Here is an 18,206-nt window from a genome sequence, read left to right as displayed (position 1 = left end):
AACAGCCCCTGATCAACGCTAAGGCGCTGGTCAGGGGCTGTTTCGTGGGCTTGATCGCCTAGTTCTTCTGGATCTGGTCGAAGCTGAGCTCGACCGGGGTCTCGCGGCCGAAGATCTCGACGAGGCCCTTGACCTTCTTCGAGTCCGCGTTGATCTCGTTGATCGTCGCCTGCAGCGTCGCGAACGGGCCGTCCGTGACCGTGACGGAGTCGCCCACCTCGAAGTCCAGCACCTGGACCTCGACCTTCCGGCCCGGTCCGCCCGCCGGCTTGCCCTCCTCGTCGGCCGCGGCGGCCTTGGCGGCCTTCTCCTCGGCTTCGGGGGCGAGCATCTTGACGATCTCGTCGAGGGTCAGCGGGTACGGGTCGTAGGCGTTGCCGACGAAGCCGGTGACACCGGGGGTGTTGCGTACGACGCCCCAGGACTCGTTCGTGAGGTCCATCCGAACGAGGACGTAGCCCGGAAGCTTGTTCTGCCGGACGGTGCGGCGGTCGCCGTTCTTGATCTGGACGACCTCTTCCTGCGGCACCTCGGCCTGGAAGATGTAGTCCTCGACGTTCAGGGAGACGGCGCGCTGCTCGAGGTTCGTCTTCACGCGGTTCTCGTAACCCGCGTAGGTGTGGATCACGTACCACTCGCCGGGAAGGTGGCGCAGTTCGTCGCGGAGTTCCGCGACGGGGTCGGCGATCTCGGCTTCTCCGGCCTCTTCGGCCTCGCCCTCGGCCGCCGCGCCCTCCTCGGCGGACGCGGCCTCGTCGGCCTCGTCGGCCTCGTCCTTCTCGGAATCGGCTGCGGCCTCTTCCACGCCTGCTCCGGCTACGCCGGCGTCCGCCTGGTCCGCGCTGTCGTCCGCCGCCTCGACGATGTCGCGCGCGGTGTCGTCGCCCTCTGCAGGCTCGACGGCATCGTTCAGGTTCGGATCAGACACGTGGCTGCTTCTTCCTGGCTTCGTGGATTCCAACGTACGGAAAGCGCCGCGCAGCGGGGCCTGGCGGGCTCAGCCGAAAACGTACTTGATGGCCTCGGTGAACCCGTAGTCAATCACGCTCACGAAACCGATGATGATGACCACGAAGACGATCACCACGGAGGTGTACGTCGTCAGCTGCTGCCTGGTGGGCCAGACGACCTTGCGGAGTTCGGCGACGATCTGCCGGTAGAACAGAGCGAGGCGGCCCAAGGGGCCCTTCTTCCCACGCTTGCCCCCGCGACGGGGCCTGTCGCCCTCCGACGACCCGCCGGGCTCGGGGACCTCGGTGGTGTCCGTGATCTCCGTCACTCGTCCTCACCTGATCCGGGTCGTTGCCATGCGGCGTCCGGCCTGGCCACACGGCGGTGCAATTCAGTACGTACGCGCACACACGCCCTTTTGACGGTGTGTGGAGCAGGGCCGGAGGGACTCGAACCCCCAACCGCTGGTTTTGGAGACCAGTGCTCTTCCAATTGAGCTACGACCCTTTGCGATTCCCCAACTTACCGCATCGGAACGACTGCTCGGAGTTCGCGAGCCGAGAGGCGGTCGGGGCCAACGACGTAGGAGTGTACGTCCTCCACGGCCGGGCGTCGAACACGTAATGCTGCACACACAGCACCGTCCCCGGTGCCGGGGGCCGGGGACGTCTGGGAACATGCCCCTATGAGCGCTGCAACGCCACCTGCACAGTCCCCTACCGAACGACGCGTCTCGGCCCGCATCGGGTCGATCTCCGAATCCGCGACGCTCGCCGTCGACGCGAAGGCGAAGGCCCTGAAGGCCTCCGGACGGCCGGTGATCGGCTTCGGCGCGGGCGAGCCGGACTTCCCGACGCCCGGATACATCGTGGACGCCGCGGCCGAGGCCTGCCGTGACACCAGGAACCACCGTTACACGCCCGCCGGGGGCCTGCCCGAGCTGAAGGCCGCGATCGCCGAGAAGACGCTGCGCGACTCCGGCTACGAGATCGACCCGGCCCAGGTGCTGGTCACCAACGGCGGCAAGCAGGCCATCTACGAGTCCTTCGCGGCCCTCCTCGACCCGGGCGACGAGGTGATCGTGCCGGCGCCGTACTGGACGACCTACCCCGAGTCCATCCGGCTGGCCGGCGGCGTCCCGGTGCCCGTCGTGACCGATGAGACCTCCAACTACCAGGTCACCGTCGAGCAGTTGGAGGCCGCCCGCACGGAACGCACGAAGATGGTGGTCTTCGTCTCGCCCTCCAACCCGACCGGCGCGGTGTACCCGCGGGCCGAGGTGGAGGCCGTGGGGCAGTGGGCCGTCGAGCACGGACTGTGGGTGATGACAGACGAGATCTACGAGCATCTCGTCTACGGCGACGCGGAGTTCACCTCGCTTCCCGCCGTCGTCCCCGCCGTGCGCGACAAGTGCGTCGTCGTCAACGGCGTGGCCAAGACCTACGCCATGACCGGCTGGCGCGTGGGCTGGATCGTCGGGCCCAAGGACGTGATCAAGGCGGCGGCGAACCTGCAGTCCCACGCCACCTCGAACGTGAGCAATGTCGCGCAGGTCGCCGCGCTCGCGGCCGTCTCCGGCGATCTGGAGGCAGTGTCCGCGATGCGCACGGCCTTCGACCGCAGGCGCCGCACCATCGTGCGCATGCTGAACGAGATCGACGGTCTCGTCTGCCCCGAGCCGGAGGGCGCCTTCTACGTGTACCCGTCCGTGAAGGGCCTGCTGGGCAAGGAGATCCGCGGCAAGCGGCCCGCCACCAGCGTCGAGCTCGCGGAGGTCATCCTGGAGGAGGCGGAGGTCGCGGTGGTTCCCGGTGAGGCCTTCGGCACCCCGGGCTACCTGCGGCTGTCGTACGCGCTCGGCGACGAGGACCTGGCCGAGGGCGTCTCCCGCATGCAGAAGCTGCTCGGCGAGGCCCGCGACTGACGCGGCTGCCGGCAGGCACATTCTGAGGACGGTCCTCCGGCGTCGCCGGGGGACCGTCCTCATGTTCGGGCAAGCGCCCGTTCAGGGATGCGCGGCTTCCAGGTGGAGTGCGCGTACGGCAAAATCTGTGGATGGCTGTCCGAGATCTGCACGCCCTTCCCAAGGCTCACCTGCACCTGCACTTCACCGGTTCGATGCGTTCCTCGACGCTGCTGGAGCTCGCCGACAAGTACGGCGTCCACCTTCCGGCTGCGCTCAGCGGCGGTGAGCCCCCGAAACTGCGGGCCACCGACGAACGCGGCTGGTTCCGGTTCCAGCGCCTCTACGACATCGCACGCTCCTGCCTGCGCTCGCCGGAGGACATCCACCGGCTCGTGCGCGAGGCCGCCGAGGAGGACGTGCGGGACGGGTCGCGGTGGCTGGAGATCCAGGTGGACCCGACGTCGTACGCGCCCAGGCTGGGCGGCCTGATCCCCGCCCTGGAGACGATCATCGACGCGGTCGACGCCGCTGTCCGCGAGACAGGGCTGGGCATGCGGATCGTGCTCGCCGCGAACCGCATGAAGCACCCGCTGGACGCCCGTACGCTCGCCCGGCTCGCCGTGCGCTACCGGGACCGCGGCATCGTCGGTTTCGGGCTCTCCAACGACGAACGGCGCGGCTTCGCCCGGGACTTCGACCGCGCCTTCGCCATCGCGCGGGACGGCGGACTGCTCGCCGCACCGCACGGCGGCGAGCTGTCCGGCCCGAGCAGCGTCCGCGACTGCCTCGACGACCTGCACGCCGCGCGCCTCGGACACGGCGTGCGGGCGGCGGAGGACCCGCGGCTGCTGGCGCAGCTGGCCGAACGGAACGTGACGTGCGAGGTCTGTCCCGCGTCGAACGTCGCGCTCGGGGTCTACGACAAGCTCCAGGACGTACCGCTGCGCAAGCTCTGGGACGCGGGGGTGCCGATGGCGCTGGGCGCCGACGACCCGCTGCTGTTCGGGTCGCGCCTCGCGGCGCAGTACGCCATCGCACGGGAGACGCACGGCTTCACGGACAGCGAACTGGCGGAGCTGGCACGGCAGTCGGTCCGGGCGGCGGCGATGCCGGCCCAGGTCCGCGAGGACGTGCTCAGCGACATCGACAAGTGGCTGGCAGCGGGCTGATCCGCGGGCGTGCGGAGGCGGGGTGAGCCATGTGCGGGCCGGGCGTCGGCGAAAGTCAGGGGGCGGATTGGGGCATCGCCCGGCGCCCCCAGCGCACTCGGAGAGGACGCCAGTGCACCGGCCTGAGGGGCCGCGTGCCGCGCGGCCGTCCGTTCACAACTCGCAGCCGACCGTGACCGGTTCGTTGACCAGCGTGACGCCGAAGGCCTCACGGACGCCGTCGCGTACCTCACGGGCCAGTGCCAGCAGATCGGCCGTGGTGGCGTCTCCCCTGTTGGTGAGGGCCAGGGTGTGCTTGGTGGAGATGCGGGCGCGGCCCTTGCCGTAGCCCTTCTCGAACCCGGCACGGTCGATGAGCCAGGCCGCGGAGGTCTTCGTGCGCCCGTCGTCCGCCGGGAAGGCGGGAGCGGCGACATCGCCGCCCAGGCGTTCCGCGACTCGGGCCTTGAAAGCGGTGAACTCGGCTTCGTCCAGCACCGGGTTGGTGAAGAAGGACCCGGCGGACCAGGTGTCGTGGTCCTCGGGGTCGAGCACCATGCCCTTTCCGGCCCGGAGCTTGAGCACCGTCTCACGGGCCGTCTGCGCGGAGACCCGGTCGCCGGGCTCGACTCCGAGCACGCGGGCGGTCTCGGCGTACTTCAGCGGCGCCGAGAGCCCGTCCGCGTCCTCCAGCGCGAAGCGGACGCGGAGCACCACATAGCGGGACGGGTCCGCCTTGAAGCGGCTGTGACGGTAGGAGAAGCCGCACTCCTCGTTGGAGAGGGTGACGGTCTCGTCGGCGCGGCGGTCGTAGGCGACGACCTCGGTGATGGTGGAGGACACCTCCTGCCCGTACGCCCCCACGTTCTGGATGGGCGTCGCGCCCGCCGATCCCGGGATGCCCGCCAGGCATTCGACACCGGCGAGGCCGGCTTCGACGGTGCGGGCGACGGCGTCCGACCAGTTCTCCCCCGCGGCGATCTCCAGGTCCGTGCCGGAGAGCGAGAAGCCGGTGGTCGCGATGCGCAGGGCGGTGCCCGGGAAGCCTTCGTCGGCGATGACGAGGTTGCTCCCGCCTCCCACGATCAGCAGCGGGGTGCCTTCGGCGTCCGCCTCCCGCACGGCCGCGATCACCTGCTCGTCGGTGGCAGCCGTACGGAGGCGGGCAGCGGGACCGCCCAGGCGGAAGGTGGTCAGCGGGGCCAGGGGGGCGTCATGGAGTTCCTGCACGCGCTCAAGCGTACGAGAGCCCGTGCGGGGGCGCCGTCCCGGCCGGACGGCGCGCGTCCCGTCACGCGAGCCGCAGCACCGCGCGGGACATGCCCAGGACCTTCTGCCCGGCGCTGCTCACCGTCAGATCCACCCGCACGGTGCGCTGCTCGTCGTCGATCTTGGCCGCGACCTTGCCGTGGACCTCGATCTCGGCGCCCTTCTCGTCGTCCGGCACCACCACGGGCCGGGTGAAGCGCACGCCGTACTCCACCACCGCGGCCGGATCGCCCGTCCAGTCCGTCACGACGCGGATCGCCTCCGCCATCGTGAACATGCCGTGCGCGATGACGTCCGGCAGGCCGACCTCTTTGGCGAACCGCTCGTTCCAGTGAATGGGGTTGAAGTCTCCCGACGCTCCCGCATAGCGGACGAGGCGCTCCCGGTCGACGGGGAAGGTACGCGCGGGCAGTTCGGTGCCGACCTCGACGTCGGCGTACGCGATCTTCGCTGACATCAGGTCACGCTCCCTTTGTCTCCGCCGCGGGCGCATCGGCCTCGGGGCCGCGCGCCACCAGTTTCGTGTACGCGGTGACGACGAGTTCGCCCGCCTCGTCGTGCACGTCCCCCCGGACGTCGAGGATGTCGTTGCCCGCCATCGACTTGATCGCCTCGATGGTGGTCGAGACCGTGAGCCGGTCCCCCGGGCGTACGGGGCGCACGTGGACGAACTTCTGGTCGCCGTGCACGACCCGGTCGTAGTCGAGGCCCAGTTGGGGGTCCTCGGTCACCTGCCGGGCGGCGTTGAAGGTGATCGCGAAGACGAAGGTGGGCGGGGCGATCACATCGGGGTGGCCCAGCGCCGCCGCGGCCTCCGGGTCCGTGTAGGCCGGGTTGGTGTCGCCGACGGCCTCGGCGAACTCGCGGATCTTCTCGCGGCCCACCTCGTAAGGAGGGGTGGGCGGATAGGTCCGTCCGACGAAGGACTGGTCGAGCGCCATGGGCGCGGCACCTCCTGAAGGCGATGGGTGAACCGTGTGCCGGGGCCGGACGGGGCGGGCACGGGGAACGACGCGAGGCCGCCCCCTGTGCCGGGGACGGCCTCGTCGAAGGGCCTGGTTCAGCGCGTCTCGCGGTGCGCCGTGTGGGCGTTGCAGCGCGGGCAGTGCTTCTTCATCTCAAGACGGTCCGGGTTGTTGCGCCGGTTCTTCTTGGTGATGTAGTTCCGCTCCTTGCACTCCACGCAGGCCAGCGTGATCTTCGGGCGGACGTCTGTGGCAGCCACGTGAGTGCTCCTTGACGGACAGATGGGCTAGAACGCAGGAAGAGTAGCCGATCGAAGGACCGAACCCACAATCGGCTACATTCGGTGAAGTAGCGGTGACCGGACTTGAACCGGTGACACAGCGATTATGAGCCGCTTGCTCTACCGACTGAGCTACACCGCCAAGATGTGCGAACCCCCATCTTTCCGACGGGAGATCCCACACATCAGAGCCCCAAAACGGAATCGAACCGTTGACCTTCTCCTTACCATGGAGACGCTCTGCCGACTGAGCTATTGGGGCGAGCGGTGAAGACATTACACGCCTGACAGCCAAAGGTGAAATCCGTATAGGACCCGCCCAGGCCCGTCCGGAGCCCTCCGCGCGCCACCGGCGGAACGTGCCCGGAGGCCGTGCGAGGGGCCAACACCCCCTCGCACCACGTCAGTACGACTATTCCCCTCTTCCTCGCCGGTGCACTACGCGAGCCCTACTCTCGACTCACGCTGCGTGATCATGATCATCCGCCTACGTGGGGAGTGCGATGGCCGACAGCCAGCCACAGGAGCCGAGGGACGGCGACGGCCCCCGCGAGGAACCTCGTGACACCGACGGGAGCGGCTCCTCCCGAGGCGACCGCAACGCCTCCTCCGGAGACGGCCGTACCGGCGGCGCGGGGAAAGGCGCGGGCGGCAGGACCGGCGGCCGGAACGGCGCGGGCAAGGCACCCCGCCGGAAGGCCGCGCCCGGCACCGGTTCCGGGGCGGGCGGCCAGCGCGAAGGCGGCACCGAGAGCGGAACCGGCTCGCGGACGGTGATGCTCTGCAGCGCCCGGCTCGCCGACGGCCGCACCGTCGACGTCCGCCTCGGCGACGGCCGCATCGAAGCGGTCGGTACGGCGGGCAGCCTCGCTGCCGGGCCGCAGCCGCCCGGCGGCACGCGCGTCGACCTGTCCGGGTACCTGCTCCTGCCCGCGCCCGCAGACCCCCACGCGCACTACGACACGGCACTCACCGCCGTCCCGCCGCACTCCGACGGGCCGCCGCGCAGCGCCCCCGAGGACGTGCAGCGCCGTACGACCGAAGCCGCGCTGCTCCAGCTCGGCCAGGGTGCGACCGCCACCCGGACGCACGTGCACATCGGGGACGTCGCCGGGCTGCGCTCGCTGGAGGCGGTACTGCAGGCACGGCGGGCGCTCCGCGGACTCGTGGAGCTGAGCACGGTGGCGGTGCCGCGGCTGCTGACGGGCGTGGCCGGGGCCGACAACCTGTCGATGCTGCGGGACGCCGTGAAGATGGGTGCGACCGTCATCGGCGGCTGCCCCGACCTGGACCCCGACCCGGCCGGCTACGTGGACGTCGTCCTCGAGGTCGCCGCCGAGCACGGCTGCGGCGTCGACCTGCACACGGACGGCGACGACCCGGCCCGGCTGTCGAGGCTGGCCGCCGCTGCCGGCGGGCTGCGCCCGGGGGTGGCGGTCGGGCCGTGCGCGGGGCTGGCCAGGCTTCCGCACAAGCAGGCCGCCCGGATCGCGGAGCGGCTGGCAGCCGCGGGCGTCACCGTCGTCTGCCTGCCGCAGGGCGGCTGCGGTGTGATGGAGCGCCCCTCGCCCGCGCTCCCGTCCCGTACGGCGCCCGTACGGCTGCTCACCTCGGCGGGCGTCCCGGTGGCGGCGGGGAGCGGAGCCCTTCGGGACGCCGCGAACCCCGTGGGCAGGGGCGACCCGCTGGAGGCGGCGTACCTGCTCGCGTCGCACGGCGAGGCACGCCCGGAAGCCGCCTACGACATGGTCTGCGGGCAGGCGCGTGCCGCGATGGGGCTGCCGGAGGTGCGGGTGGAGGCGGGTTTTCCCGCGGAACTGCTGGCCGTACGCGGGACGGAGCTCTCCGGCGCGCTGTCCCTCGCGTACAGCCGGATCGTGGTGCACCGGGGGCGTGTGGTGTCGCGGACGAGCGCGGTGCGGGAGTTCTGCGACTTCACCGGGACGTCCGAGTTCGATCTGCCTCGCCAGTCGCAGGGCTGACGCGCGGGCGTACGGCGGTGGCGGCTCTCGGCGCCGCTCGCGGGACGCCGTCACGTCGTGCGATGCCGCCGGTGCTCAGAGGCGTACGGTCGGGGCATGCGCACAGTCATCGCTGGAGGACACGGTCAGATCGCGCTGCGGCTGGAGCGGTTGCTCGCCGGGCGGGGAGAAGAGGTCGCGGGGCTGATCCGCAACCCTGATCACGCTGAGGATCTGCGCGCGGCGGGCGCCGAACCCGTCGTGTGCGACCTGGAATCGGCCTCGGCGGACGAGGTCGCCTCGCACCTGGAGGGCGCCGACGCCGTCGTCTTCGCCGCCGGTGCGGGCCCCGGGAGCGGCGCCGAGCGGAAGGAGACCGTGGACCGCGCGGCGGCGGTGCTGCTCGCCGACGCCGCCGAACGCGCGGGCGTACGGCGGTACTTGATGGTCTCGGCCATGGGCGCCGACGCCGGACTCACCGATCCGCCTGCGGAGATGGACCCCGTCTTCGCCGTGTATCTGCGCGCCAAGGGCGCCGCGGACGACGCCGTACGGGCCAGGAGCGGGCTCGACTGGACGGTGCTGCGCCCGGGGCGTCTGACCGACGGCCCCGGCACGGGCCGCGTCCGGCTGGCGGAGCGGACCGGACGGGACGAGGTGCCGCGCGACGACGTCGCCGCGGTCCTGGGCGCACTGCTGCACGCGCCGGGAACGGCGGGGCTCACGCTGGAGATGGTCAGCGGTGACACCCCGGTCGAGGAGGCCGTCGCGTCCGTCGCGGGCGGCTGAGCGCGAGGTACCCGGGGCGGGCGCGTGCACGGCGTGGAGGTTCAATTCCGCCGTCCTGCACGCAGTTTGAGCAGCTCCGCGTTGAACTGGGCGCCGGTCAGCAGCGCGAGGTTCGACATCCACAGCCAGATGAGGAAGACGACGATCCCCGCCAGGGACCCGTACATCCGGTGGTAGGTGCCCACGCGCGTCGCGTACAGAGCGAACCCGAGCGAGGCGACCAGCCATAGGACCACGGCGAGAGCGCCGCCCGGCACCCTGTTCCGCACGCCGCGGGTGCCGGGCGGGCCGGTGCGGAAGAGGACCAGCACGAGCACCGCCGCGAGGCACAGCAGCAAGGGCCACTTCGCGGTGTTCCAAGCGTCCGCGGCCACCTCGTCCATGCCGAGCAGGCCGCCCGCCGTACGGGCGAGCTCGCCGCTGAGGACCAGCACGAAGACGCTGGAGACGAGCAGCGCCAGGAGCGCGAACGCCGTGAGGACGATCCGCGGCACCGTCCGCCACACCGGCCTGTGGTCCTGCACGCCGTGCATGGCGTGCAACGCGCGGCGGAAGACGCTGAGATAGCTGGAGGCGGACCACAGCGACGCGGCCGTCCCGAAGACGGCCAGCAGCCAGGCGGCGCCGCGGCGTCCCGCCATGTCCTTCAGCGCGCCGGCCATGAGCTCGCCGGACTCGGCGGGCAGGACGGTGGTCACGCGGGTGATGAGCTGCTGCGTCGCGTCCGCTCCGGCGAGGCCCGTCGCCGAGACGGTGACGAGCAGCGCCGGGAAGATCGCGAGGACGGCGTAGTAGGTGAGCGCCGCGGCCCAGTCGGTGACGTCGTCGTTCCAGATGGACACGGGCGTGCGGCGCAGCGCACGACGGCAGTCGGCGGCTCCCGGCAGGAACGCACGCGCGGCGTTCCGCACCTCTCCGCCGGACGCTCCATCGGGCGCCTCTGTGGTCACTCTGCTCCTCCTCGCCCGGCCTGCTGTGCACCTGACGGAAGGCGCCGCGGACGGCTCGACTCGCGGACTCGCGTCCGCGCTGGTGCGGGTTACGGCTGGTACGCGTCTGGCCGCCCGCGACGGGCGGGAAACATCCGACGGCCGGCGGCGTGCCGCATCACCGCACCCGGATGTCCGGTAGGGCGCCACGTACCGGCGGCGAGGGCGGCGTCGCTGCGCGGGCGGGAGGCTGCGTTCGCACGCGGCGGCAACGGTCTTCGGTGGCGGCGGACGGTTCGCTGCGCTGAGCCTCAGAATGCCGTTCTGACCTGCGGAAACGTCTCGGGTAGCAGGCTGCCCACACTATGTCAGACTAGGACATAAGCACCTGAACAGGTGAAGGCAGACCTTGCAGGAGGAGGGTCTCGACATGGCAACTCATGCCGCCAGTGGTGGAGCGCATTCGGGCACCGCGGTGCGCCATACCGGCAAACCGACGACGATGTTCAGCGGCTGGACCAGGCTGGCCGGTGCTCTGATGTTCTTCGGCGGATTGCTCGCCGTTTCCTCCGGTGTCGCAGCCCTGCGCGAGGACGCCGTATTCGCCTCGACGAGCAACTACGCATTCGACTACAGCCTCACGGGCTGGGGATGGGTCCATCTCTTCCTCGGCGCCGCCATAGCGGTGGCGGGCCTCGCCGTGATGATGACGGGGGCCACGTGGGCACGGTGGATCGGCATCACACTCGCCGGTCTGGGCATGATCGCGAGCTTCATGTGGCTGCCCTACTTCCCGCTCTGGGCAGTGATCACGCTGGCGATAGACGTGTTCATCATCTGGGCTCTGTGCGCGGGGATGAACACACGATCCCAGGCTTCCACCTAGCAACCGGGCAGCGGTCCCGGGCCGGACGTGCCGGCCCGGGACCGTTCTGCTCCGGAGCCGCTCGCGGTAACCCGCGGGCGGCTGCGGGCCGTTGAGGGGCACGTCCGGGCGGGGTGGCCGAAGTGGTCATTCTCATGGGCGCACGTGGGTGCGGGCGAGTTCCTTGAGCGCCATACGGGCCGCCGGGGTACCGGCGGGGGTCTGCCAGTAGGGGTGGTCGGCGATGAGGCGGGAGAGTTGCTGCAGTCGCCGTCGGTGCCCGGTCGTGCCCTGGTCGGACGCGGCGTTCGCGAGCCGCCAGTACGTGGCGTACCAGGCCGTCTGGGCCTCGAGGAGATCGTGAGGGAAGGCGTTGGCATCCATGCCAACGAGTAGATCGTATGTTCGATTTTCTAGGCAACGGGGCGCGCGGGGATTCACCGCCGCACCAGCATGAGCTGCGACTCGGCAGCGGGGGTGCGCGGACGTCCAGTTCGCGGCAGGGCGACAGGACCGACGTCCCCTGCCCTGCCTGATCGCCGTGCCGCGTGCGGAGTTGCTCGCGTCCGGCCCGAGGCGCTTACACGCTCCGGAGCGAGGGATTGCGGCCTCGACGCAGCCCGCCGGCTGTCAGACGGCGCTGCCAGACTCCTCCGCATGGCCGTCTTCTTCGACTACTTCAGCGCGCCCGATGACCGGGCCGCGGCGTCAGCCTTGGCGGAGGGACCTGAGGACGCCGGCTTCGACACGGTTTACGTCAAGTCGATCGACCCCGCTGTCCTGCTCGGTCAGGCGGTGGCCCTGCTGCTTCGTGAACCCTTCTCGCGGATTGACGAATATCCCCGGTTCTGCGATCCGGTGACGCCCCCGGAGGAAGAGAACACGTTCGTCCTCACCGTTCCCGACGAGGTGCGCGACGCCTTGGCGGATGCGACCCGCGAGCGGTTGGCCGAGATCTGCATACCGTGGTCGCAGGCGGAGGAGTTCTACGGTCCCGCCGATCCCGACTGGCTGACAGGCTTCCTCAACGAGCTTGCAGCGGTGGCCGTTCGGGCGCGGCCTCTCGGCCACAGGCTCTACTGCCGCGTGCTGGTCTGAGCGCGCTGTTTTTCAGCGGTCCAAGATGCTCCGACGTGGGCGCCGTACGCCTGCGCATACAGCAGGAGGCGCTCGGCGATGAGTTGCCGGACGCGCCGAGGAGGTCCGCCTCCCGGCTCACGCGGCGTCCTCTGCTGTGCGTCCCCGTAGATGTGCTTGCCGACCCCGATTCGCTGCCATCCAAGGGCTTCGTGGACGCGCATGGCCGCGGCGCCCTTCGCCATCACGTCGAACACGGGCCGCAGGCTCTTCTGGCCGGCGTAGTCCATGCGGCCTGCGTGAGTCGCCGGCCAAGGAGCCATGCGCCTGGCTTCCGGCGCTACGTGCTGACGAGTACGCGTGACGAGGTCATACGGCCAGCTCCACCCCCGCAGCCGCTTCACGACCAGAACCACATCTGCCCTTGATCTATGACCTGTCTGGCACCTGGGGCAGCCAGGACACCGCATCGCCTCGAAAAGACTGGTTGACCGGGACGAATTCGTCACCGTCAGGCTCGTCCAGCGCGGGGATGTTGACTCCCATCCACGTGTCGCCAGAGTCGATGGCTGCCACGTGACTGCCGCAGGTAGGACAGAACCCGCGCTTGGTCTCCCCCGGGAACGTCTCGTACCAGGTCGGCTCGCCGCCCTCGCCTGTCCATTCAAAACTGTCGAGAGAAAAGGCTACCCACGACATCATCGGGCAGCCTCCGCGCTTCTTGCAGTGCTGGCAGCTGCACGTGTGGGGGTAATCCGCTTCGCCCTTCGCGATGAACCGGATAAGACCACACAGGCAGCCACCAGTGCGAGCTGCGGTGACGCTTTCGTGAGTAGAATCCATAACTCATCTCTCGTGCGTGATGGGTCAGTTGGATCCACAGTGTGTCAGCGACGCCGGATCTACAGATTCCAACGACAACTCGTAATCACCTTCCGCCGAGCCCGACAGGCGTGAACACCTGATACGGATGAGCCCCCTGAGCTGGAGATCATTCCAGGAGGAGATCCGCTCACGCGACGATGGCTGAGATCACTCCTCCTGCGACACCGAGGACTCGCTCATCTGCTGTCGATCTGCATGATCACCGCGCTGCCTCTTGCACGCGGTCGACCCGCTCAACGCCCCGGATCTACCACGTCCGCATCCCACTCCAAGATCCCTGAAGGTAGGGATCACCACACCCCAACGCTTCTCTGAAAGCTCAGCAAGTCATCCAGGTGCACTGACAGCAGAACATCAGGGACAGTTGCGGTAGAGCGCGTCCTTCGGTGGCCCGGACCGCCGTGAGGCGTGCTCGCTACGTGCCAGAGGGGGGGGGAAGCGCGGAGAACCGCGGGCGCGAGAGGGAATCAGAACATGAATCGACCCCCGACCGATCTTGCTGGTCAGGGGCCGTTCTACATCCGTGTGGCGGCGCCAGGATTCGAACCTGGGAAGGCTGAGCCGGCAGATTTACAGCGGGCTCCCTCCCCCTCCCCCGAGCTGCGGTTCTTCCCGAAGGGAACGCTGCCGGGGGACATTGGGGGGAATCGGCCGTCTGCACTGTGGGGGCCTCATCGGGCCAGCAGTGTTCGGTAGGCGTACGAGATCACCTGCAAGTCATCATCCTCCGCAGCCATGGCGAGAGGCAGTGGAGTACGCCTCCGGAAACGCAGAGTGCTCGAGGCTGTCAGGATCCCTTCTTGCCTTGTAGCGGTTATTCCGTGCACCTCCACGTGACTGTGGCAGCAGAACTGGAGCCGGAGAGGCGGCACGTCACCGCTGTCAGTGCCAGATGGGAGGGTACCTAGCCCCGTCACGGACTGAAGGGTTGGCTATGCAGAGGGAGTTACGTGAAGCGCTCACCGCTCAGAGGCGGCATGAGACATGGGCCAGCGGCATTGACTTTGCAGCACCTCGACAAGCGACCACGACCATCGCCTTGCCAGGAGCGGGCAAGACTCGTGCAGCATTGAGTCTTCTGATGATCAATGGCCAGCATCGTTCATCGTCACGGCTCTCGCTGTGGGAGAAGTCACTGATCGATCGCACCAGTGCTTCGGCGCTCCAGGCCCAGGGCTTGAAGCTAAGGGCGGAGCCTTACGCTCCACGTCGCATGCGGGTCGTCACGTCCGATCGTGAGAGATACCGCGCTCTGTCGCGCCGCGCCCTCGCGCGAGAGCAAGCTGGCAAGCACCTGGAGCGTCGCGTTGTCTCCGAAGATCGAAGGAGGCGAGACTCTGGATCTCGCAAAGCAGTTCAGATACGGAGCCGCGGGCGGTGCGAGAACCCGGAGTGCCTGAACCCCGATCTGCCCTACAGGACTGCAGCGGGTCAAGCCCTTCTGCAGGTCGATCACGTCGACGAGCACGCATCGGGAGGGCGCGATCACCCGAGCGTCATGATTGCCCTCTGCCCGAACTGCCATGCCAATAAGACCCACGGCATTGACCGGGAAGAGTGGACGGAACTATTTCGAGCTGAGGCAGTTCGTCTGGATGCCGAGTGGGCAACGAAGGGCTGCAGCGACGAGCGGAAGTAGTTGGCGGGCGGCCTGGCAACGAACGCACAGCAGGCCGCACTGCACCGGAAGATTTACACTCTCCACCGGCAGCAGCCGTGACCTGGATATTCCTAGTGAGAGCCCAGGTCGACCCCACGGGAGCCCCACGGAGCATGTCTGGCTGCTCTAGCAGAGGGTGGTCATGTGCGTGTGCCTGTTCGGCAAGTCCATGCGCACAAGGAAGCCACAACCCGCGTCCGGCGCCTCCTACTCATGCTCAACTCTAGGCGGGGCAGGCCAAGACCCGGGGCGGGCCCTTCCGCTCTCAATCGGTGCGTCGTGACGCTGAACCCACTCAGAAGCGGAACCCGAAAAGCCCCCCGTCTTCCATATTGTCGTTTAGACGAGGTTCGCGAACAAAAGGATTCGACTCGAAACCGAGACGCTCAGCCTTGCCCAAATCGTCGGAGTTGATTGTTGCAATGTATTGCATTCGCTCCTCCACACTCACTTGCGCGGCCAGAGCGAAAGCCTTGGCCAACTGACGTTCATCGACACCATCAAAGAGGTGGCTGTCGTGCACAAGAAAGTCTGGCCCTCGCCCATGACGATGAGCAAGGACGGAGAGGGCGAGGTCAAAGCAAAAGATCACCATGTTTCCAATACCGCGGCTATTGTCACTGCGAATGTATGGCGTAATTTGAAGGTTTTCCCGGCCCGCCTCGATCCGCAGGTATGCGTCACGTTCACCATAGAGTTCTCTCGCAAACCGGGAGAATAGAAGCGTGGCCTCTGCCTGCTGCTCACGGCGTTCATTAAGGTCGGTCTCCACTGCTTGCTGTTGCTGCAAACGTTGAGCCTTAATCTGTCGCGAGCTGGCTTCAAGCGCCTGAGCTGCCGCATACCTGTGACGGAGCGCCTCAACATTTGCCTGTTCGCGGGCCAACGCCTGCTGGAGAGCTGTGAGAGCTTCAAGAGCACCGCCCTCGCTCAACATTCGAAGCAATTGCGATTGGCGCTCCCCGAGCCTGGCACGCTCCTCTCTTCGGGCAGCCAATCGATTCGTCAGAGATTCAATTTCTTCCTCCAGGAAGGCCCTTCGGTTGCGCACCACGGATTGGTGAAATGTTTGAACGTCCGCAAAGCGTCGATTAACTTGTTCGCCAAGCACAATACCGAGTTCTCGGTACGCTGGCTCCAAATAATCCACTGCAACGTCACGGGCCTCGGCCACAGCTTGCCGTAGCTCCTCGAGGTTGCTTTGATCGACCACATCGTCCTGGGCGAGTTGCTTAATATCTCGATCCAGTGCGTCTGCCTCCTGCTTAACCCGCTCATACTCAGGCACTACCTGAAAGTCAGAGATTTGGTCTTCCAGGCGCCGCAGTTTTGCTTCAGCAAGAGCGATCTGGCCTCGCAGGTCGGCAGTGGAACCAACAATTTGACCCCAAACTGGATCGTTTACCGCCTTCCGCAGTTGAGTGCGGGTAGCCTTCTGCGCGGTCAGTTTTCGATATCCATCAGCAAGTTCGTAGTCCAGACCTAGGAGATAAGCCAGGTTAGTTGCAGCGTCTGCTTTCCGTTGCTTAGAGAAGCTCTCAGTGGCTACATTGAATCCATGCGAAGACACGCGTCTAACTAAGAACGAAAGCATCGTGCGACCGCTCACGCCGGGGCAATCTGTGCGAACCCCAAACAGATCTCTCTCGATTTGCCTATTCCATTCATCGAGTGAGATCTCGACTTCTCCGTGAATTCCGAACAGGTCATCTTCCTGCTGAGGGCGGATGTCAGGGTTAATTTGAACTGAGGTTGGCCGGTTCGCACTCCGCTTCACAGACAACACTCCATTGCCTGGCCAATCCATATCCAGGCGGAATTTTCTCTTTCGTAGCTCCGCAAGGCTTACTGCTGAGCGCTTGTCTACCCGGGCTCCCAGAAGGAAATGAATGAGCTCAATTAGGCTCGACTTTCCTGCGCTGTTGCGGCTGTCGGTCTCTGTGGAGGAGGCGCGTCTATCCGCCACTATCAAGTTCATGCCGCTCGTGAATGATGCGGTCTTGAACTCCGGGTAATTAGCGCTGACCTGATGCAGCATAACTCCTCCTTGCCACCAACAGATCCCGGCGTAGATCCACTGCACCCAAACTGTAAAGCATGTCCAATGCGAGAACGAACCATTCAAACGACACTGGAGAATAGTGTCCATTCTCCAGACGCCATGCCCTCAGTCTCGCCCAAGCCTGACTCACGCTGCGAGGCTCTCCAAGTTGCATAAGGATCTGTGCCCCTACTGCCAAAAGGCAGCGATCCGCAGGGATCCCCTTGGTTGGTGTGATCATGCCGTCGCTCCCACGGCAGGAGAAGTCCACCCCGGCGGCGGAACCTCAAAGATATCGCACCTATCGAAAAAGTGGGCTAGCACTACCCAGGCGGCACGGTGCAACTTGGGGTGCTGTCGCTCATTTCCGAGGACGTACATTTCTAATTGCCAGAGAACCTCTTCAGGCTCTTCCCAGTCAGTCTTGAGTTCTTGGTAGTAACTCCGGAATCCCTCGGCGACCTCGTCATGTTCTACCTCGCGGCGTGCTCCAGAATAGAAGGCGTCGACTAAGTGTGCCTGTCGCCTACCCTTCTGTAAAACTTCACGCGCTTCCTCGTCAAGGCAATTGAAATCCATCTTTGTGATTGGCACGTTATCCAGTGGCATAAGTGGATCCGAACTGGTTCTCAGTTCCCGCAAATGCTTCAATAACGGAGCGAGGTCATCCATGCCAATCCCGTACACAACTGGGCGCGCGGGAATCTCAAAGTCTAGGACATCTTGGGCAGAATCCAGATCAAGGCGCATACACTCGTGCCACAGACGACGAGCCCCCATCTGCTCAAACGTGAGAGCAGGGTTAGCGCTTTGCGCCTCAACTAAATGAGTCGCGATCTCCGGGTGCATACCTCTGCGATCATTGTGGACGAAGACGAAGGTGCCGAATTCTCCCGATCGCTTTTCCTTCGCCTTCTCCAGATCGGAATAGAATTTGGCTTTAATGTCAGCTGACTTAACAGTCTGCGGTGCGTAACTGGCAAAGAGCTTCCGGTCGTGGAGTGTTAAGCCATCAGCTCCCTGGTCACCCAGATTCCCGTGCGTTCGCACGTCGAGAAAACCTGGATACCGCGCACACATCAGATTGTGGAAGAAGTCTTCAAAGGCGGTGTCTGTTAAGTCGCTCATTCGTTCAAGAAACCGAACTCGCGCGAACAGTCGCTGCTCGTAACTCATCCTCATATAGCCCCCTCGCTACCCTGAGCACCACGGTAGCCCTTTGCGTCACAGGCAGGAACCCAGCAACCGGGTCCATGCGCCCTCTGTCTCGCGCACAGCAGTACCACGAGAGCGGTCGTCCGTAGGTGGATGGCGTGGCAACCTATGGGATCGACTGCATGTCACGGCTCACTCAAACCCGATATGTAAGAGACCTGTGCAGACTGGCCTTGGTTGCTGATTCAACCGTCACGGTCTCATCACGTCATCGTGTATGGATGATGATCGGGGCAGGCATGAACGGGGCAACCGAGGTTGATG

General features: G+C 66.7%; 20 protein-coding genes and 3 tRNA genes. 7 read left to right on the top strand and 16 right to left on the bottom strand.

Annotation, left to right across the window (positions count from 1 at the left end):
- Positions 1 to 58: 58 nt before the first annotated feature.
- The 3 genes from nusG to IEY56_RS22990 all read right to left on the bottom strand — a co-directional run bounded on the left by nusG (position 59) and on the right by IEY56_RS22990 (position 1,458).
- Complete coding sequence (nusG, locus tag IEY56_RS23000; protein ID WP_189039202.1) at positions 59 to 928, bottom strand: transcription termination/antitermination protein NusG; 870 nt, start codon at positions 926 to 928, stop codon at positions 59 to 61.
- A gap of 69 nt (positions 929 to 997) precedes the next feature.
- On the bottom strand, positions 998 to 1,270 hold the full coding sequence (gene secE / locus IEY56_RS22995; protein WP_368073305.1) for a preprotein translocase subunit SecE: 273 nt from the start codon (positions 1,268 to 1,270) through the stop codon (positions 998 to 1,000).
- A 115-nt stretch (positions 1,271 to 1,385) separates the two neighbouring features.
- Positions 1,386 to 1,458, bottom strand: a tRNA-Trp gene (locus IEY56_RS22990).
- Between the two features lie 178 nt (positions 1,459 to 1,636).
- Here IEY56_RS22990 and IEY56_RS22985 point away from each other — a divergent pair.
- Positions 1,637 to 2,875 carry a pyridoxal phosphate-dependent aminotransferase gene (locus IEY56_RS22985; RefSeq protein ID WP_189039201.1) on the top strand — a complete coding sequence of 413 codons (1,239 nt, stop codon included), beginning with the start codon at positions 1,637 to 1,639 and terminating at the stop codon, positions 2,873 to 2,875.
- 131 nt (positions 2,876 to 3,006) lie between these two features.
- Complete coding sequence (locus IEY56_RS22980) at positions 3,007 to 4,026, top strand: adenosine deaminase (RefSeq protein ID WP_189039200.1); 1,020 nt, start codon at positions 3,007 to 3,009, stop codon at positions 4,024 to 4,026.
- Positions 4,027 to 4,179: 153 nt separating this feature from the next.
- Here the strand turns inward: IEY56_RS22980 and IEY56_RS22975 are convergent, their stop codons facing one another.
- The 6 genes from IEY56_RS22975 to IEY56_RS22950 form a co-directional block, all read right to left on the bottom strand.
- Positions 4,180 to 5,235 carry a UDP-N-acetylmuramate dehydrogenase gene (locus tag IEY56_RS22975; RefSeq protein ID WP_189039199.1) on the bottom strand — a complete coding sequence of 352 codons (1,056 nt, stop codon included), beginning with the start codon at positions 5,233 to 5,235 and terminating at the stop codon, positions 4,180 to 4,182.
- Positions 5,236 to 5,296: 61 nt separating this feature from the next.
- Positions 5,297 to 5,731, bottom strand: coding sequence for a MaoC family dehydratase (locus IEY56_RS22970; RefSeq protein WP_189039198.1), 435 nt, complete (start codon positions 5,729 to 5,731; stop codon positions 5,297 to 5,299).
- Between the two features lie 4 nt (positions 5,732 to 5,735).
- On the bottom strand, positions 5,736 to 6,215 hold the full coding sequence (locus IEY56_RS22965; protein ID WP_189039197.1) for a MaoC family dehydratase N-terminal domain-containing protein: 480 nt from the start codon (positions 6,213 to 6,215) through the stop codon (positions 5,736 to 5,738).
- A 119-nt stretch (positions 6,216 to 6,334) separates the two neighbouring features.
- Positions 6,335 to 6,499 (bottom strand): 50S ribosomal protein L33, encoded by a 165-nt coding sequence (gene rpmG, locus IEY56_RS22960; protein WP_003948671.1) that lies wholly within the window; start codon positions 6,497 to 6,499, stop codon positions 6,335 to 6,337.
- A gap of 90 nt (positions 6,500 to 6,589) precedes the next feature.
- Positions 6,590 to 6,662: transfer RNA gene (locus tag IEY56_RS22955), tRNA-Met, on the bottom strand.
- 47 nt (positions 6,663 to 6,709) lie between these two features.
- Positions 6,710 to 6,782, bottom strand: a tRNA-Thr gene (locus IEY56_RS22950).
- 241 nt (positions 6,783 to 7,023) lie between these two features.
- Between IEY56_RS22950 and IEY56_RS22945 the strand changes: the two genes are divergently transcribed.
- Positions 7,024 to 8,502, top strand: a complete 1,479-nt coding sequence (locus tag IEY56_RS22945; RefSeq protein WP_229712136.1) for an amidohydrolase family protein — start codon at positions 7,024 to 7,026, stop codon at positions 8,500 to 8,502.
- Between the two features lie 96 nt (positions 8,503 to 8,598).
- On the top strand, positions 8,599 to 9,270 hold the full coding sequence (locus IEY56_RS22940) for an SDR family oxidoreductase (protein WP_189039196.1): 672 nt from the start codon (positions 8,599 to 8,601) through the stop codon (positions 9,268 to 9,270).
- A gap of 41 nt (positions 9,271 to 9,311) precedes the next feature.
- Here IEY56_RS22940 and IEY56_RS22935 read toward each other — a convergent pair whose 3' ends face one another.
- Positions 9,312 to 10,220 (bottom strand): YihY/virulence factor BrkB family protein, encoded by a 909-nt coding sequence (locus IEY56_RS22935; protein WP_308424174.1) that lies wholly within the window; start codon positions 10,218 to 10,220, stop codon positions 9,312 to 9,314.
- A 409-nt stretch (positions 10,221 to 10,629) separates the two neighbouring features.
- Between IEY56_RS22935 and IEY56_RS22930 the strand changes: the two genes are divergently transcribed.
- Positions 10,630 to 11,085, top strand: a complete 456-nt coding sequence (locus IEY56_RS22930) for a DUF7144 family membrane protein (RefSeq protein ID WP_229712135.1) — start codon at positions 10,630 to 10,632, stop codon at positions 11,083 to 11,085.
- A gap of 132 nt (positions 11,086 to 11,217) precedes the next feature.
- On the opposite strand, the gene IEY56_RS22925 is transcribed toward IEY56_RS22930, so the two are convergent.
- Positions 11,218 to 11,448: a DUF8825 domain-containing protein gene (locus IEY56_RS22925; RefSeq protein ID WP_189039194.1), complete on the bottom strand. Its 231-nt coding sequence runs from the start codon at positions 11,446 to 11,448 to the stop codon at positions 11,218 to 11,220.
- Between the two features lie 273 nt (positions 11,449 to 11,721).
- On the opposite strand from IEY56_RS22925, the gene IEY56_RS22920 reads away from it, so the two are divergent.
- Positions 11,722 to 12,162: a hypothetical protein gene (locus IEY56_RS22920; protein ID WP_189039193.1), complete on the top strand. Its 441-nt coding sequence runs from the start codon at positions 11,722 to 11,724 to the stop codon at positions 12,160 to 12,162.
- On the opposite strand, the gene IEY56_RS22915 is transcribed toward IEY56_RS22920, so the two are convergent.
- Together IEY56_RS22915 and IEY56_RS22910 are read right to left on the bottom strand one after the other, a co-directional pair.
- Positions 12,141 to 12,431, bottom strand: coding sequence for a hypothetical protein (locus IEY56_RS22915; protein WP_189039192.1), 291 nt, complete (start codon positions 12,429 to 12,431; stop codon positions 12,141 to 12,143). The genes IEY56_RS22920 and IEY56_RS22915 overlap by 22 nt on opposite strands.
- A 139-nt stretch (positions 12,432 to 12,570) precedes the next feature.
- Positions 12,571 to 12,984: a GFA family protein gene (locus IEY56_RS22910; protein WP_189039191.1), complete on the bottom strand. Its 414-nt coding sequence runs from the start codon at positions 12,982 to 12,984 to the stop codon at positions 12,571 to 12,573.
- Between the two features lie 934 nt (positions 12,985 to 13,918).
- Here IEY56_RS22910 and IEY56_RS29120 point away from each other — a divergent pair.
- Complete coding sequence (locus IEY56_RS29120; protein ID WP_373292165.1) at positions 13,919 to 14,665, top strand: HNH endonuclease signature motif containing protein; 747 nt, start codon at positions 13,919 to 13,921, stop codon at positions 14,663 to 14,665.
- Between the two features lie 316 nt (positions 14,666 to 14,981).
- On the opposite strand, the gene IEY56_RS22900 is transcribed toward IEY56_RS29120, so the two are convergent.
- From IEY56_RS22900 to IEY56_RS22895, 3 genes are read right to left on the bottom strand one after another with little or no spacing between them, the layout of a single operon-like run.
- Complete coding sequence (locus IEY56_RS22900) at positions 14,982 to 16,724, bottom strand: ABC-three component system protein (protein ID WP_189039189.1); 1,743 nt, start codon at positions 16,722 to 16,724, stop codon at positions 14,982 to 14,984.
- On the bottom strand, positions 16,702 to 16,968 hold the full coding sequence (locus IEY56_RS29115; RefSeq protein WP_373292164.1) for an ABC-three component system middle component 6: 267 nt from the start codon (positions 16,966 to 16,968) through the stop codon (positions 16,702 to 16,704). Before IEY56_RS29115 ends, IEY56_RS22900 begins: the two co-directional genes overlap by 23 nt.
- Positions 16,965 to 17,903, bottom strand: a complete 939-nt coding sequence (locus IEY56_RS22895; protein WP_189039188.1) for an ABC-three component system protein — start codon at positions 17,901 to 17,903, stop codon at positions 16,965 to 16,967. The genes IEY56_RS29115 and IEY56_RS22895 overlap by 4 nt, the downstream gene beginning before the upstream one ends.
- Between the last annotated feature and the right edge of the window lie 303 nt (positions 17,904 to 18,206).

This window comes from Streptomyces daqingensis, from assembly GCF_014645895.1.
Classification (GTDB): Bacteria; Actinomycetota; Actinomycetes; order Streptomycetales; family Streptomycetaceae; genus Streptomyces; species Streptomyces daqingensis.
This window is presented reverse-complemented; position numbering and strand designations above follow the sequence as displayed.

Excerpts from the sequence above, each read along its gene's own strand:
- IEY56_RS22970 (WP_189039198.1), bottom strand. The coding sequence starts at position 5,731 with ATGTCAGCGAAGATCGCGTACGCCGACGTCGAGGTCGGCACCGAACTG.
- IEY56_RS22965 (WP_189039197.1), bottom strand. The coding sequence starts at position 6,215 with ATGGCGCTCGACCAGTCCTTCGTCGGACGGACCTATCCGCCCACCCCT.
- IEY56_RS22915 (WP_189039192.1), bottom strand. The coding sequence starts at position 12,431 with ATGGACTACGCCGGCCAGAAGAGCCTGCGGCCCGTGTTCGACGTGATG.
- IEY56_RS22900 (WP_189039189.1), bottom strand. The coding sequence starts at position 16,724 with ATGCTGCATCAGGTCAGCGCTAATTACCCGGAGTTCAAGACCGCATCA.
- IEY56_RS22895 (WP_189039188.1), bottom strand. The coding sequence starts at position 17,903 with ATGAGTTACGAGCAGCGACTGTTCGCGCGAGTTCGGTTTCTTGAACGA.
- IEY56_RS22945 (WP_229712136.1), top strand. The coding sequence starts at position 7,024 with ATGGCCGACAGCCAGCCACAGGAGCCGAGGGACGGCGACGGCCCCCGC.
- IEY56_RS22930 (WP_229712135.1), top strand. The coding sequence starts at position 10,630 with ATGGCAACTCATGCCGCCAGTGGTGGAGCGCATTCGGGCACCGCGGTG.
- IEY56_RS22940 (WP_189039196.1), top strand. The coding sequence starts at position 8,599 with ATGCGCACAGTCATCGCTGGAGGACACGGTCAGATCGCGCTGCGGCTG.
- IEY56_RS22925 (WP_189039194.1), bottom strand. The coding sequence starts at position 11,448 with ATGGATGCCAACGCCTTCCCTCACGATCTCCTCGAGGCCCAGACGGCC.
- IEY56_RS22985 (WP_189039201.1), top strand. The coding sequence starts at position 1,637 with ATGAGCGCTGCAACGCCACCTGCACAGTCCCCTACCGAACGACGCGTC.
- IEY56_RS22980 (WP_189039200.1), top strand. The coding sequence starts at position 3,007 with ATGGCTGTCCGAGATCTGCACGCCCTTCCCAAGGCTCACCTGCACCTG.
- IEY56_RS22920 (WP_189039193.1), top strand. The coding sequence starts at position 11,722 with ATGGCCGTCTTCTTCGACTACTTCAGCGCGCCCGATGACCGGGCCGCG.
- IEY56_RS29115 (WP_373292164.1), bottom strand. The coding sequence starts at position 16,968 with ATGATCACACCAACCAAGGGGATCCCTGCGGATCGCTGCCTTTTGGCA.
- IEY56_RS22910 (WP_189039191.1), bottom strand. The coding sequence starts at position 12,984 with ATGGATTCTACTCACGAAAGCGTCACCGCAGCTCGCACTGGTGGCTGC.
- IEY56_RS29120 (WP_373292165.1), top strand. The coding sequence starts at position 13,919 with ATGGGAGGGTACCTAGCCCCGTCACGGACTGAAGGGTTGGCTATGCAG.